5 protein-coding genes are annotated in these 15,689 nt (G+C 67.9%); 4 read left to right on the top strand and 1 reads right to left on the bottom strand.

Annotated elements, in window-relative coordinates; genetic code table 11:
- Window positions 1-259: 259 nt before the first annotated feature.
- The 4 genes from ABIE41_RS08110 (at window position 260) to ABIE41_RS08095 (ending at window position 14,622) form a co-directional block, all read left to right on the top strand.
- Window positions 260-1,984: a type I secretion system permease/ATPase gene (locus tag ABIE41_RS08110; protein ID WP_192644126.1), complete on the top strand. Its 1,725-nt coding sequence runs from the start codon at window positions 260-262 to the stop codon at window positions 1,982-1,984.
- 1 nt (window position 1,985) lies between these two features.
- Window positions 1,986-3,302: an HlyD family type I secretion periplasmic adaptor subunit gene (locus ABIE41_RS08105; protein ID WP_192644127.1), complete on the top strand. Its 1,317-nt coding sequence runs from the start codon at window positions 1,986-1,988 to the stop codon at window positions 3,300-3,302.
- Window positions 3,303-3,662: 360 nt separating this feature from the next.
- Window positions 3,663-4,538: a hypothetical protein gene (locus ABIE41_RS08100; protein ID WP_192644128.1), complete on the top strand. Its 876-nt coding sequence runs from the start codon at window positions 3,663-3,665 to the stop codon at window positions 4,536-4,538.
- A 46-nt stretch (window positions 4,539-4,584) separates the two neighbouring features.
- Window positions 4,585-14,622, top strand: a complete 10,038-nt coding sequence (locus tag ABIE41_RS08095; RefSeq protein WP_192644129.1) for a putative Ig domain-containing protein — start codon at window positions 4,585-4,587, stop codon at window positions 14,620-14,622.
- 37 nt (window positions 14,623-14,659) lie between these two features.
- Here ABIE41_RS08095 and ABIE41_RS08090 read toward each other — a convergent pair whose 3' ends face one another.
- Window positions 14,660-15,622, bottom strand: coding sequence for a LysR family transcriptional regulator (locus ABIE41_RS08090; protein WP_192644130.1), 963 nt, complete (start codon window positions 15,620-15,622; stop codon window positions 14,660-14,662).
- Window positions 15,623-15,689: the final 67 nt, after the last annotated feature.

The raw sequence follows: 15,689 nt of genomic DNA, 5'->3' as shown, positions 1-15,689 counted from the left end.
GTCGAAGACAGCGCCAAGCGACGCCGTCACCCCGGATGACCAGTGCCTGGCAGCAGGTTTCGCGACCACGTTGACCTTGATAACAGACAGTAAACCGGCGAGCGAAGATTGTCCTTGCCCTGAACTTCCCCTCAGTTAGATGATGCGTGCCCAAGCTTTTGGCGTTCTCGGGCCTCGGATGGGCTGCTGCATTGCGTAAACGATCGGGTTGCGGCGCGTCCTGCTTCGGCGGGCTCTGGGCGGGAGGCTGCGAGCCCCGATGAAGCCCGATGTGCTCACCACGGCGCTGGCCGAGTGCCGCCGCGCCTTCTGGTCGGTCGGCCTCGTCAGCTGCGCGACGAACCTGCTCATGTTCGCCGGGCCGATCTACATGCTGCAGGTCTATGACCGGGTCATCCCCGGCCGCAGCATCCCGACACTGGTCGGCCTCACGCTGATGCTGCTGGCGGCCTTCGCCTTCCAGGGCTTCCTCGATGCCGTCCGCAACCGGATCGTCATCCGCATCGGCCGGCTGCTCGACGAACGGCTGGCGGGGCCGATCCACGGCGCCGTCATTCTGCTGGCACGGCAGAACCGTCCGCCCGGTGAAAGCGGGCAGCCGCTGCGCGACCTCGACATGATCCGCGCCTTCCTCTCGGGGCCGGGCCCTGCCGCGATCTTCGACATGCCGTGGATCCTCGTTTTCGTCGCGGTCTGCTTCCTGATCCACCCGCTGATAGGAACGGCTGCGATCTTCAGCGCGCTGCTGCTGATCGGCCTGACGGTGCTGACGGAACTGACCGGGCGCGACGGCCAGCGCGAAACGATGCGCGTGACCGCAGGCCGGCATGCCCTCATCGAGGCCGCGCGGCTGAACGCCACCTCGGTCAAGGCGCTGGGCATGACCACCGCCCTGCGCGAGCGCTGGCTGACGGTCAACCGGCGTTATCTCTACGCCATGCAGCGCACCAGCGACACGATCGGCGGTTTCGCCAGCGCCTCGCGGACCCTTCGCATGCTGATCCAGTCGCTGGTACTGGGGCTTGGCGCCTACCTCGTCGTCATCGGGGACATGACCGCAGGATCCGTGATCGCCTGCTCGATCATGATCGGCCGCGCCCTGTCGCCGGTGGAATCGGCGATCGGAAGCTGGAACGGCTTCACCAATGCGCGTCAGGCCATCGATCGGCTCCGGCGCCTTTTCGGAGCCATCCAGGCCCCGGGCGAGACCACTGAGCTGCCCGCCCCCACCCGCTCCCTCACCGTCGAGAACCTCGTCGTGGCGGCTCCGGGTGCGATGGGGGCCCTGCTGCAGCAGATCGCCTTCGGGCTCAACGCCGGGGAGGCGCTCGGCATCATCGGCCCCAGCGCCGCGGGCAAGAGCTCGCTCGCCCGCGTCCTCGTCGGCGCCTGGCCGGCCGCCCGTGGAGCTGTGCGGCTCGACGGTGCGCTGATCGACCATTGGGAGCCGGTGGCTCTCGCGCGCCATGTCGATTACCTGCCGCAGGAGGTCAGCCTGTTCGACGGCACGATCGCCGAGAACATCGCGCGCATGGCAGTCGAGCCCGATTCCGCGGCGGTGGTCGCCGCGGCGAAGGCCGCCGGCGCGCATGAGATGGTGCTGCGGCTGCCCGGAGGCTACGACACGGTCATCGGCGAAGGCGGCGTCACGCTGTCGGGCGGCCAGCGCCAGCGCGTCGCCCTGGCGAGGGCGCTCTACGGCGATCCCTTCTTCGTCGTGCTCGACGAACCCAACGCCAATCTCGACCGCGAGGGCGAGGCGGCGCTGACCCAGGCCATCCTCTCGGTGAAGACGCGCGGCGGCATCGTCATCGCCATCGCGCACCGTCCCGCCGCCGTGGTCGTGTGCGACCATGTGCTCTATCTGGGCCAGGGCACGCAGCTCGCGTTCGGCCCCCGCGACGAGGTGCTGCGCAAGATCCTGGCACCGGCCCCGGCCGCGGGCGACATCCGCCCCGCCGAGCGCCGCAGCGAGGTTGCCTGACATGAAGCCGGACGCCCCCAGGCTCCCCCAGGTTCAGGCCAGCCTCGCGCGGCTCAACCGCGTAGCGGTGATCAGCGTCGCCATCTTCCTGTTCGGCATCGGCGGCTGGGCCTGGGCAGTGAACCTCTCGGGCGCCGTGCTTGCCACAGGCCAGGTCGTGGTCGAGGGCAGCCTTCGTCGGGTCCAGCATCCCAGTGGCGGGGTCGTCGGCCAGATCCTCGTCACCGAGGGCCAGACGGTCGCCTCCGGCGACGTGCTGCTGCGCCTCGACGACACGCTGACCCGCGCCAATCTCGGCATCGTCCGCTCCCAGATCGACGAGCTGGCGGCCCGGGAAGCGCGCCTTCTTGCCGAGCGCGACGGCCAGGCCGCGATCACCTTTCCGACCGACCTGCTGGCACGGCGCACCGATGCGACCGTCGAGCGGGCCCTCGCCGGCGAGGCGAAGCTGATCGACGCCCGCACCCGCTCCCGCGAGGGGCAGAAGGCCCAGCTGCGCGAGCGCGCCGCCCAGTTCGCCGAGGAATCGCAAGGGATCTCGGTCCAGATCGCAACCAAGGAAAAAGAGGAGCTGCTGATCGCGGAGGAGCTGCGCGGCGTCGCCCAGCTCTTTCGGCAGAACCTGACCTCGATGCAGCGCTACACGGCCCTGCAGCGCGACCAGACGCGCGTCGCCGGGGAACGCGGGCAGCTGGTGGCCGAGCGCGCGCGCGTCCGTGGCAAGGTGGCCGAGGTCGAGCTGCAGATCCTCCAGCTCGACCAGGACATGCGGACCCAGGTCCTGGGCGACCTGCGCGACACCCAGGGCAAGCTCGCCGAATTGCGCGAGCGCCGCGTTGCGGCGGAGGACCAGCTCGCCCGCGTCGAGATCCGCGCGCCGATCTCGGGCCTCGTCCACCAGCTCACGGTCTTCACCGTCGGCGGCGTCGTGGCCGCCGGCGAGACGCTGATGTCGCTCGTCCCGCATGACGAGGCGCTCGTCGCCGACGTCCGCGTCCTGCCGACCGATATCGACCAGCTCGTTCCCGGGCAGGACGCGGTGGTCCGCGTGCTGGCCGGCAACCAGCGCACGACGCCGGACCTGCGCGGGCGACTGGTGCGCATCGGCGCCGACCTCACCCGCGAGCCCCAGACCGGGCTCAGCTATTTCACCGCCCGCATCGCCCTGCCCGAAAGCGAGATCCGGCAGCTGCAGGACTTGAAGCTGGTGCCCGGCATGCCGATCCAGGCCTTTATCAAGACGCAGGATCGCTCGGCGCTCGACTATCTCCTGCGACCGCTCGTCGAGCAGGCCGGGCGCGCCTTCCGGGAACGCTGAACCCGGGGCAGCCCAGGCGTTTGGCGGGGGCGGCATCGCCAGCCCCGCAGACGCATTGAACGAATGATGAGCATTCGCAGGGCGCGGCTGCCACGCGCGACAGCGCTCGCCACCCGTCGGTGAGACATCGTCGGAAACATTTCGGGCGAATATCGAAACCACTACTTCATCAGGACGCGGCGCAGCAGGCGAAGACAAACCGCCGGGCCCTTCCCAACCCTGACCAGATCAAATTCATCATAATACTATATCGGATCGACGCCCTTCAGGTTTGTCCCGAACGGCACTTTACGTCACCCGCGGGACTGCGTAATGATCCCCGGTGCGGTAACGTTTCATTAAGCAATATCGGAGCGATCCATGCCTGCCCCGACCAACCTTTCGCTTTCGAACGTCACCGTCATCGAGAATTCGCCGTTCAACACGGTGGTCGGAATCCTGTCGGCGACGGATTCGGATCCGGGCGATGGCATCTCGCGCTACGAATTGGCCACAGGCGGCACGCCCTTCACGATCGTCGGCAATGAATTGCGGCTGGTCGGCACGGCCGATTACGAGGCCCAGCCCAACTGGGTGCTGTCGATCCGGGCCTATGACTTCTCGAACAATTTCGTCAGCGTCGATTTCACCATCGCCGTGCGCGATGCCATCAAAGGCACCGCCAATGTCGACACCCTGACGGGAACGTCCGGCGCCGACATCATTCAGGGTCTCGGCAACAACGACACGCTGACCGGGCAGGCGGGTGCCGACATCATCGATGGTGGCCTCGGCCGCGATCGCGTCAATTACGGCAACGAGACGGGGACGGGTCCGGCCATCGTCAACCTGTCGGATGCCGCCATCCAGTACGATGCCGACGGCGCAGGGCCCGGCGCGCCGGTGGCGATCGCGGCGCGGACCGGCATCGACACCTTCGGCACCATCGATACGCTCGTCGGCATCGAGGATATCCGCGGCACGACGCGCGCCGACTACCTCGTCGGCAATGATGAGGCGAACCTGCTCCATGGCCGCGCCGGCGACGACTACATGCGTGGCAATGGCAATTTCGACGATTTCATCGGCGGTGCCGGCACCGACATTCTCGACGGCACGGACGTGGTCGACGATGCCGATCCGACCGATACGGTCTTCGCGCAGTTCTCCAGCGACGATCCGCTGACCAGCGGTGTCATCGTCAATTTCGGCGATGCGGCGGTGACGGTGGGGGCGGAAACCGTCGACGGCCCATAGGACGCGCGACGCCTATGGCTCCACCGACACGCTCATCGACATCGAGATGGCGCGCGGCACCTACAACGTCGACCAGTTCTTCGGCGGCGACACGAACAACGACGACTACGAGGGCTTCGAAGGGCTCGCCGGCAACGATGTGATCGACGGTGGCAGCGGCTTCGACGAGGTCCGCTACAGCAACGACGCCAATTATCAGAACGCCGCAGGCCTTCTCGGCACGCAGGGCGTCGTCGTCAATCTCTCGACCACCGACAGGACGGTCGATCTCGACGGCGCCGGGACCGGCGCGCCCGTGACCGTGGCGGCCGGCACCGCTCGGGATGGCTACGGCGACACAGACACGCTGACCTCCATCGAAGGCGTTCGCGCCACCAACGCCAGTGACTGGCTGTATGGCGGCGCGGGCGCCGAGCGCTTCCGAGGCTTTGCCGGCAACGACCTCATCGATGGCGGTGACGGAATCGACCAAGTCGACTACCGGCGCGAATGGACCGGCAGCAACGGCGTCACCGTGGTCCTGGGCGGCAGCGTGGCGATCAACGGCATGACGGCGGGCACGGCCCGCGACGTCTCCGGGGCGATCGACACCCTGATCTCCATCGAGGACATCCGTGGCACGGACGGCACCGACGCCATCGTCGGCGACAACGGCGTCAACCTGCTGCGGGGCGAAGGCGGCAACGACAATCTCACCGGCAATGGCGGCAACGACACGCTCCATGGCGGCGGCGGCTTCGACCGTGCGAATTACGGCAACGAGTCGGGCGGCATTGCCGGCCGCGGCGTCATCGTCAACCTGTCGGGCGCAGCGATCACGGCCGATATCGGTGCCGGGCCGACCGTCGTCGCCGCAGCCTCCGCCATCGACACCTATGGCGCGACCGATACGCTGATTTCGATCGAGAACGTGCGCGGCACCGGCAATGCCGACTATATCGTCGGCGACGGCCAGTCGAACACCGTGTTCTCACGCGCCGGTGCCGACGTCATCATCGGCGGCGGTGGCAACGACTTCGTTCAGAGCGGCGGCGGCGCCGACATCATCGACGGTTCGGTCGCCGGCGGCGACGGCTTCGATGTCGACACGGCCTTCTACCAGTCCGATCTCACCGACACGCTGACGACCGGCATCCACGTCAACCTGTCCGGCGTCGCGGTGACCCTGACCGATCCGGTTCCCGGCGCCGGCACCATCACCATCGCCGCCCACTCGGCCAAGGACCCGCTCTATACCGGCGCGACCAGCGAGGCGATCGATACGCTCATCGACATCGAGGCTGTCCGCGGCACCATGCTGTCGGACGTGCTGGTCGGCGGCGATACGCAGAACGACGCCTATGAGAGCTTCGAAGGCCTCGGCGGCGACGACTATATCGACGGCGGTTCGGGCTTCGACGAGGTCAGCTATGCCAATGGCACCTCGGTCAGCGGCACGCAGGGCGCGGTCGTCAATCTGAGCGCGGCCGACCGCATCGTCGGTGGCGTCACCGTTGCGGCGCAGACCGCTCGCGACGGCTTCGGCGGCACCGATCGCCTCATCTCGATCGAGGGGGCGCGTGGCTCCTCCTTCGCCGACACGCTGATCGGCGGCGACGGCAACGAGCGCTTCTCGGGTCTGGCCGGCGCGGACGTGATCGACGGCGGCGGCGGCATGGATACGGTGTCCTACCTGTTCGATGCCGGCTTCGGCAGCGGTCAGGGCGTCCAGGTCAATCTGGGCGAAACCGCGATCGGCACGATGGCGGCGGGCACGGCGCGCGACGGCTTCGGTGCCACCGACACGCTCGTCTCGATCGAGAACGCGCACGGCACCAACTTCGCCGACAATCTCTGGGGTTCCGCGGCGGCGAACGCGTTCAACGGCTTCGGCGGGAACGATTTCATCTCCGGCGGCGCTTTTGCACAGGGCAACGTCTTCACCGGAGACGTCAACGACCGCGCCTTCTACGGCGGTACCCGCGCCGATTACACGATCACCCGCAACGGCTTCGGTCAGTCCTACACGGTCACCGATCTGCGCGCTGGCTCGCCGGATGGCGTCGATCAGGTCGTAAACATCGAATACCTGCACTTTGCCGATCAGGTTCTCGACCTGCGCCAAAGCTTCAACCTTGCGCCGACCGCGATCACGCTGATCAGTTCGCAGGTGCAGGAGAATGTCCAGGGCGCCTTCGTCACCGGCCTCAACGTCTCGGACCCGGATTTTGAGACCGTCTTCACCTTCTCGGTGTCGGACGCCCGCTTCGAGGTCGCCAATCCCGGCTTCTACCAGCTCAAGCTGAAGGCGGGAGTCGCGCTCGATTTCGAGGCGGCCCCGACCGTGACCTTCGACATCACCGCAACCGACGCCTGGGGCGGTAGCTTCACCCGGTCGGTCACGCTGAACGTGCAGAACCAGAACGAAGCGCCGACCATCGTCTCGCCCGTGCCGGACCTGGTGGCGCGAATTGGCCAACCGTTCAGCTATACGATCCCTGCCGGGGCCTATGTCGATCCCGAGGGGCAGCCTGTTTCTCTCAGCGTGATGATCGGGGCCGCGCCCTGGCTCACCTACGACCCGGTCACGCGCACGATCGCCGGCACGCCGCCTGTCGGCTCGTCGGGGACCTTTTTCCTGAATGTGACGGCCTCTGACGGCTCGGCGGCGATTGCTTTCGACAGCTTCTCGCTGTCCGTCGGAGCCGTCGGTGAAAACCTGCGGCCCACCGTCGCCAATCCCGTGCCCGACCAGGCCGTGACCATCGGACAGCCCTTCAGCTACACCATTCCCGCGGGTGCCTATTTCGATCCCGAGGGGCAGGCCCTCACCATCAATGTGAGCGGTCAGCCGGCTTGGGTCAGCTATGACGCGGCAACGCGTACGCTGTCTGGAACGCCTCCGGTCGGCTTCGCGCAGGGCTCGCTGACGATCTCGGTGTCGGACGGGGTGAACCCGCCGGCCATCGATACCGTCAACATTACCCGGCAAGGGTATTTCAACCTGATGCCGGTCGTCGCGACGCCGATCCCCGAACAGGTGGCCAGGATCGGCGAACCGTTCAGCTACACCATCCCGGCCGGCGCCTATCTCGATCCCGAAGGACAGCCTCTCAGCATCAACGTGACCGCACCGGCCCCTTGGCTGAGCTACGACGCGGCGACGCGCACCATCTCTGGCACGCCGCCCGCCGGCTCCACGACGTTCTCGGTCAGCGTGAACGTAAGTGACGGCTTCGGCGGCATCGCTATGGACAACTTCAACCTGTCCATCGGCAGCGCTGGGCAGAACCTGACCCCGACGATCGCGACGCCGGTGCCCGACCAGATGGTCGTGGTCGGCCAGCCATTCAGCTATTCGATTCCCGCGAACGCCTATTTTGACCCCGAGGGTCAGCCGCTCACCGTCAGCCTGACGGGACAGCCGGCGTGGGTGACCTACGATGCCGTGACACGTACCATCTCGGGGACGCCACCGGCCGGGTTCACGCAGGCCTCACTGGCGATCTCGATTTCGGATGGGGTCAACCCACCGGTATCGGACACCTTCCTCCTCAGCCGTCAGGGCTATCTCAACCAGTTTCCAGTCGTTGCGACGCCGATCCCGGATCAGGTCGCCACGATCGGGCAGGCCTTCAGCTACACCATCCCCGCCGGAGCCTATGTCGATCCCGAGGGGCAGCCCCTCACCCTGAGCCTGTTCTCGGGGCCGTTCGCCCCCTGGATCAGCTATGATCCGGCGACACGCACCATCTCCGGCACACCGCCGGTCGGCGCCACAAACGCCACCGTGCAGATGATGGTCTCGGACGGCTTTGGCGGCACGGTATCCGACTCCTTCAACCTGACGATCCAGGCGGGTGCTCCGGGACCCACGCAGATTCTTCTGTCGAACAACAACGTTTCCGAGAATGTCGATCTGCTGACGATCATCGGGACGATCTCGGTCCCGAATACGAATTCCAACAATCTGACTGTCACCGTTTCGGACACTCGCTTCACGGTCTCGCCATCCGGTGTAGATTTCGTCCTCAAGACCGCGGCACCGATCGACTATGAGTCAGGGGCGGCGATCCCGCTGACGATTTCGGTCTTCGACAGCGCGAGCGGCGTGACGATCACGCGGCCGTTCACCGTCAATGTCAGCGACATCAATGAGTCCCCGATCGTCTCGAACCCGATCCCGGACATCAACGTCAGTGCTGGCCAGCTCTTCGTCTACACGCTCCCGGCCGGGGCCTTCACGGATCCCGAAGGCAACCCGCTGACGCTGAGCGCCGCAGGGCTGCCAGCCTGGCTGACATTCGACCCCGTCACGCGCCAGCTCTCGGGAACGCCGCCGCAGGCGAATTCCTCCATCCCGATCACGATCTCCGCGTCTGACGGGTTTATGGCGCCGACATCCGACACTTTCAGCATCCTCGTCGGCAGCGCGCCGGCCAACCAGGCCCCCACCGCGATCACGCTGTCGAACCTCAGCGTGGCCGAAGGCGTGCAGAACGCGGTCGTCGGCACGGTGACCGTCACCGACTCCGACAGCTCGAGCTTCTCCTTCGCGGTCTCGGACGCGCGCTTCGAAGTCGTCGGCACGCCGGGCGCCTATGTGCTGCGGCTGGCGGGTGCCACCGTCCTCACCGCCGAGCAGGCGGCGAACATTCCGCTGACCGTGACCGCCACGGACGGCAGTGGCAACAGCTTCGCGCAGGGCTTCGGGCTGACCGTGCTCAACACGAAGATCGACGGCACCGGTGCCGGCGAGACACTGATCGGCGACGCGACTGGCCAGACCATCAGCGGCCTCGGCGGCAACGACTTCCTGTTCGGCCAAGGCGGCGACGACACGCTGAACGGCGGCAGCGACAATGACGGCCTCTCGGGCGGCGCCGGCAACGACACGCTGATCGGCGAGGACGGGTTCGACTACGCGCAGTACAACCTGCCGGCCGGCTCAGGCGCTCTGACCTATTCCGTGAGCGGCGACGGTGCGACCGTCTTCGCCGGCGGCGTCGCGGTACTCTCGATCCAGCGCATCCTCGGCGGCAGCTATACGGTTCAGGACCTGCGGGCGGGAGCACCGCTCGGCACGGATGCGCTCGCGAGCAGTGTCGAGGCCGTCTTCGTCTTCCTCGATGGTGCCGTCGGGCAGCCACCGGCGCAGGTGCTGACGCTGAACCTCTCGCCGCGGATTGATACAGGCTTCATCCAGGGCAGCATCTTCGGCGATGCCATCGACGCCAGCACGATCCCCGGCGTCGATTCCGCCCAGAACATCGGCATCGATGGTCGCGAAGGCAACGACGTCATCACCGGACATGCCGGCTCCAACTTCATCACCGGCGGCGTCGGCAACGACGAAATCCTCGGCGGCGGCGGGTTCGATACGGCCAGCTACGCGCTGCCGACGGGGACGACCGGGACGCTGTCCTCCTCGACGACCGGCAACGTCACGCTCGTTCGCCTGACCGATGGCGCGACCGTCACCGACGTCTTCCGCGTCACCTCGTCCGGATCCTCGGTTACGGTCGAGGATCTCAGGCCCGGTTCCCCGCTCGGTACCGACACCGTCTATGTCGGTTCCGGCCCTGTGTTCCAGACCGAGTTGCTCAACTTCCAGATCAGCGGCGTCGGCAATGCGCCGCCGGTCCAGAACCTCAACCTCAACATCGCGCCCCAGTCTTTCGCCAATGCCGGCGGTGGCTTCATCCAGGGCAGCATCGGCGCCGACACGCTCTCCGCCAATGTCTTCTTCATGAATGCGGGGAGCGCGGACTCCATCAGCATCGATGGTGGCTCGGGCAACGACATCATCGCCGGCCACGCCGGCTCCAACTACATGACCGGCGGGGCCGGCGACGACGCGCTGTCCGGTGGCGGCGGGATCGATACCGCCGCCTTCATGCTCCCGCTCGGCACCACAGGTACGCTGAGCTCGGTCACCTCGGGCACAGTGACGCTCGTCAAGCTGACGGCCGGCGGCACGACATCCGACGTCCTCCGGATCACCCAGACAGCGGGTGGCTGGACCGTCGAAGACCTTCGCCCCGGCGCGCCGCTCGGCACCGACACGCTCGACCAGACGATCGAGAGTCTCTCGGTCGCCATCGATGGGGGGGCCGGCCAGCCGCCGGTCCAGTCGCTTTTCCTAAGCCTCGCGCCGCAGTTCTTCCCGAACGGCAATGGCGGGTTCGTGCAGGGTGGGCTGGGTGCGGATGTCATCTCGGTCGCAGCGCTCGCTCCGGCCGCTGGTGCCAATGACAGCGCCACCGTCAATGGTGGAGCGGGCAACGACAGCATCACCGGCCATGCCGGCCCGAACGCCCTCGAAGGCGGCGGCGGAAACGACGCCCTCAGCGGCGGCGGCGGGCGCGACGTGGCGCAGTATGCGCTGCCCGCTGGCACGGCCGGCTTTATCGGTGCCGTCCGCGACGACAACAACGTCGTCCGCCTGACGCTGAACGACAATGGCAGCGTCAGCGACCTGTTCTCCATCGTCCGGAACGGCAACGGCACCTGGACGGTGACCGACCTGCGTCCCGGCGCGCCGCTGGGCATCGACACGCTCGCGGCCGATGTCGAGCAGGTCTTCGTCTTCGTTCCGTCGTCGCCGGCAGCGATCACGGTCAATCTCGTTCCTCTGACCGAGACGGCGAACGGGATCACCTCGGTCCTGGGCTCGATCGAACCGGACGTCCTGACGGCGAGCGGCGCCAGCAACAGCCAGATCAACCTGTTCGGCAATCTCGGCAACGACACGCTGACCGGCCATGGCGGCACGAACTATCTCTCGGGCGGACCAGGCAACGACGTCATCGACGGAGCCGGCGGCAACGACACGCTGGTCGGCGGCGGCGGCGCGGACCAGCTGAACGGTGGCTCCGGATCCGACCTCGTCAACTATGCCGACGAGACCGGAGTCGCGGGCGTCGTCGTCAACCTGTCGGGCGATGCGGTCACCCATCTCGATGGCGGCGTCATCGCCGCCCGCTCCGGCCAGGACACCTTCGGCGGCGTCGACACGCTGATCGACATCGAACTCGTCCGCGGCACCAACTTCGCCGACGTGATCTATGGCGGCGATAGCGGCAACGCCGACTTCGAAGGCTTCCGCGGTCTCGGCGGTGCCGACTACATCGACGGCGGCGCCGGCTTCGACGAGACGCGCTACGACCGCGACGCCCAGTTCGGCGGCAGCGCCGGCGTCGTCGTCAACCTCAGCGGCTCCAGCCGCACGGTCGATCGCGACGGCTCCGGTCCTCAGGCGCCGATCACCATCGCCGGTGGTTCGGCGATCGACGGCTTCGGCACGATCGATACGCTGGTCGGCATCGAGGCAGCCCGCGGCACCGCGCAGGCGGACATCTTCATCGGCGGCGCCGAGGACAACGCCTTCATGGGCTATGCCGGCGCCGACGTCTTCGATGGCGGTGCTGGCACCGACACAGCGCGCTACGACCAGGAGTTCAACAATGGCGGCGCGGCCGTCGGCGTGCGGGTCAATCTGAGCACGACGGCCCAGACGCTGGGCGGCACGGTCGTCGCGGCGGGCACCGCCGTCGACAGCTTCGGCGCCATCGACACCCTGACCAGCATCGAGGCCATCCGCGGCACCCGCTTCGACGACATCGTCCATGGCGGCAACGCCGGGGAGACGATGCGCGGCGAAGGCGGCAACGACATCTTCTACGGCAATGGCGGCATCGACACGCTGCGGCTGAACGGCAACCGCGCCGACTACAGCGTGACCGCCATCGCGCCCGGCCGGTTCGAGGTCGTCGATCTGCGCGCCGGCTCGCCGGATGGCATCGACACGATCTACGATGTCGAGCGCATCCGCTTCCTCGACAGCACGATCGACATTTCCGTGCCCGAGGCGGCGCCGACCGACATCACCGCCACCGGTCCGCTCTCGGTGCAGGACACCAGCGGCGCCGGCACCACCGTCGCCACCTTCGGCGTCGTCGATGCCGGCGATCTCGGCCCCCATAGCTACGCCCTGGTCGGCGGCGCGACAGACCGCTTCGCGATCCTCGGCGACCGGCTCGTCGTCGCAGCCGGCGCGAGCTTCGACGCCGAGAACGAACCGGTCGTCTCGGTGACCGTGCGCGTCACCGATCCCGGCGGGATGAGCTATGACGAGACCTTCGCGATCACGGTCGGCAGCCGCAGCCTCGGCGGCAGCGGCAACGACACCCTGACCGGCACGGGCGGCGCGGACCGTCTCTTCGGCCAGGGCGGCAACGACATCCTGATCGGTCTCGACGGCGACGACGCGCTCAACGGCGGCACCGGCGCCGACGCGATGCAGGGCGGCGCGGGCAACGATTCCTACACCGTCGACGACGGCGGCGACCAGGCGATCGAGACCGCGGCCGGCGTCGATGCCGGAGGCCTCGACAAGGTCACGGCCTCGGTCAGCTTCACCCTCGGCGACTTCGTCGAGAACCTGACCCTGAGCGGCACCGCCGACATCGACGGCACCGGTAACGGGCTGGACAACCGCCTGCTCGGCAATGCCGGCGCCAACGTCCTCGACGGCGGCAACGGCGAGGACACGCTGAACGGCTATGGCGGGTCCGATACGCTGCGCGGCGGCGCCGGCAACGACCGGCTCGACGGCGGAACGGGGGCCGACCTCATGGCCGGTGGCGCCGGCGACGACACCTATTATGTCGACGATGCGCTCGACACCGCCAGCGAGGACGACGGCCTGGGCGGGGATGCCGGCGGCCTCGATCTCGTGATGGCCACGGCCAGCACAGTGCTCGCCGCGCATGTCGAGGATTTGCGCCTCGTCGGCAGCGACGCCATCGACGGCACCGGCAATGACGAAGCCAACTCGCTGCTGGGCAACAACGCCGCCAACCGCCTCGTCGGCCTCGGCGGCGCCGACATCCTGACCGGCTATGGCGGCAACGACATCCTCGAAGGTGGCAATGGCGAGGACAGCCTCACCGGCGGCGATGGCGACGACATCCTGCGGGGTGGCGCCGATGGCGACGTCCTGAAGGGCGGAACCGGCTTCGACGCCATGTTCGGCGGCGCAGGCGACGACCTCTATTATGTCGACGATCTCGGCGACACCGTGAGCGAGGATGACGGCAGCGGCGGCGATGCGGGCGGGTTCGACACCATCTACACGACCGTCGACCTGACGGCCGCAGCCGGCGTCGAAATCATCCGCGCAAGTGGCACAGCGGCCCTGTCGCTGACCGGCAATGACGGCGACAACACCATCCTCGGCAATGCGGCCGCCAACATCCTCGGCGGCGCGGGCGGCGACGACACGCTCAATGGCGGCGCCGGCACCGACACGCTGAGAGGCGGCGACGACGACGACCGCCTGCTCGGCGGCGACGATGCCGACCAGCTCTTCGGCGAGGCGGGCGACGACCGCCTCGACGGCGGCGCGGGCGCCGACCTGATGAATGGCGGAGCCGGCAACGACACGTACTATGTCAACGACCTCGGCGACGTCGTCAGCGAGGACGATGGCAGCGGCGGCGATGCGGGCGGTTTCGACGTCGTCTTCAGCAGCGTCGACGTCGCGCTCGGGGCCGGCATCGAGAACCTGTCCATCACCGGCGCGGCTGCCACCAACGGCACCGGCAACGGCCTCGACAACCGCCTGCTCGGCAACAACGCCACCAATCTCCTCAACGGGGCCGATGGGGCCGACCAACTCGTCGGCAATGGCGGCAACGACACGCTGATCGGTGGCGCCGGGGCCGACAACCTCACTGGCGGCGCAGGCATGGACCGGCTGATCGGTGGGCTGGCGCGCGACATCCTGACGGGTGGGGCGGACGCCGACAGCTTCGTCTTCGAGGCTTTGCCGGACACCCGCGACACCATCACCGACTTCCAGACCGGGCTCGACAGGATCGAGATTTCGAGCGCGGCGTTCGGCGGTGGCCTGGTCGCCGGCGGATCGGTCAACCTCGCTGTCAACGGCACGCTGGCGGCCGGCATCGCCGGGTTCACCTACAGCACGGCCAGCGGGGCGCTGGCCTGGGACGCCGACGGCCAGGGCGGCACCGCCGCAGTGGCCGTGGCCGTCCTCACCACAAAGCCCCTGCTCACGGCCAGCGACTTCCAGCTGGTCTGACGACAGCCTTCCCCGGCGCGCGACGCGCGCGCCGGGCTCAGGGCCTGCGGGCCGACGCCGCCCGTTTCAGGGCGAGAGCCGGAAAGAGGGTGTCGATCGCCTCGATCTCGGCCCAGAGTTCGGCGATGATCCAGGCGCGGATCTCGCGGATGATCGGCCGGGCCGGCCGGTTGCGCGGCGTCAGCAAGACGCAGAGCCGGTCGCCGACCGTGAGCCGCTCGGCCGCCGGCACCAGCGCCCCGGATCGGAGAGCATGGGCCACGACCGTCACCCAGCCGAAGGCGATGCCCTGGCCCAGAAGGGCCGCCTGCACCACCACGGCATAATCCGAGAAGGTCAGCGTCTTCGCGGGGCCGGTTCGTCCCGTCGCGAAGGGGGCGTAATGCTCGGCCCAGTCGGACGGAGAATCCGTCAGCCGGATGAGCGTGTTGCTGCCAGCGGACAACTCGGCGGCTTCAGCGACGCTGCAATAACCCGGGCTGCAGACGGGCAGCATGATCTCGCGCGCCACCACCGCCTCCAGCGGCACCGGTTCGTCGTCCCCCACGAACCGCATGCCGAGATCGACATTCTCGACCGGGCCGCGCAGCGAACCGGCGATCATCTGGAAACGCAGATCGACCTGTGGGAAGCGGCTCTGGAACCGGTCCATGCGCGGCATCAGCCAATGCGTGGTGAAGGCTGAGGACACCGAGATCGTCACGGTCTCCTTGCCGCCGCGCAGGCGCTCGACCTCGCGCAGCCCCGCCTCGATGCTGCGGAAGCCGTCCGCGACGCGGCGATAGAGGATCTCGCCCTCGGGCGTCAGCACCGCACCCTTGCCGCCGCGCTCGAACAGGCGCAGCCCGAGATGCCCCTCGAAGCGCGAGAGCATCCGGCTCACCGCCGGCTGCGTGACGTTCAACTCCTCGGCTGCACGCGTGAAACTGCCGCTGCGCGCCACCGCCTCGAAGACGAAGAGCGCATTGCTGGACGACACCATGCGGCGCAGATCGGACATAACATGAGGTTATGTTGATGCTGATTATTTGGCAATTGCCGGGCTGCCCCTGAATCCCGTTTCATGG

This window comes from Bosea sp. OAE506, assembly GCF_040546595.1.
Taxonomy (GTDB): Bacteria; Pseudomonadota; Alphaproteobacteria; order Rhizobiales; family Beijerinckiaceae; genus Allobosea.
Note: the sequence above shows the minus strand (reverse complement) of the source record. Positions and strands in the feature narration are given on the sequence as shown.

What these genes read in the sequence shown, in the direction of transcription:
- ABIE41_RS08110 (WP_192644126.1), top strand. Translation starts at nt 260, where the DNA reads ATGAAGCCCGATGTGCTCACCACGGCGCTGGCCGAGTGCCGCCGCGCC.
- ABIE41_RS08105 (WP_192644127.1), top strand. Translation starts at nt 1,986, where the DNA reads ATGAAGCCGGACGCCCCCAGGCTCCCCCAGGTTCAGGCCAGCCTCGCG.
- ABIE41_RS08100 (WP_192644128.1), top strand. Translation starts at nt 3,663, where the DNA reads ATGCCTGCCCCGACCAACCTTTCGCTTTCGAACGTCACCGTCATCGAG.
- ABIE41_RS08095 (WP_192644129.1), top strand. Translation starts at nt 4,585, where the DNA reads ATGGCGCGCGGCACCTACAACGTCGACCAGTTCTTCGGCGGCGACACG.
- ABIE41_RS08090 (WP_192644130.1), bottom strand. Translation starts at nt 15,622, where the DNA reads ATGTCCGATCTGCGCCGCATGGTGTCGTCCAGCAATGCGCTCTTCGTC.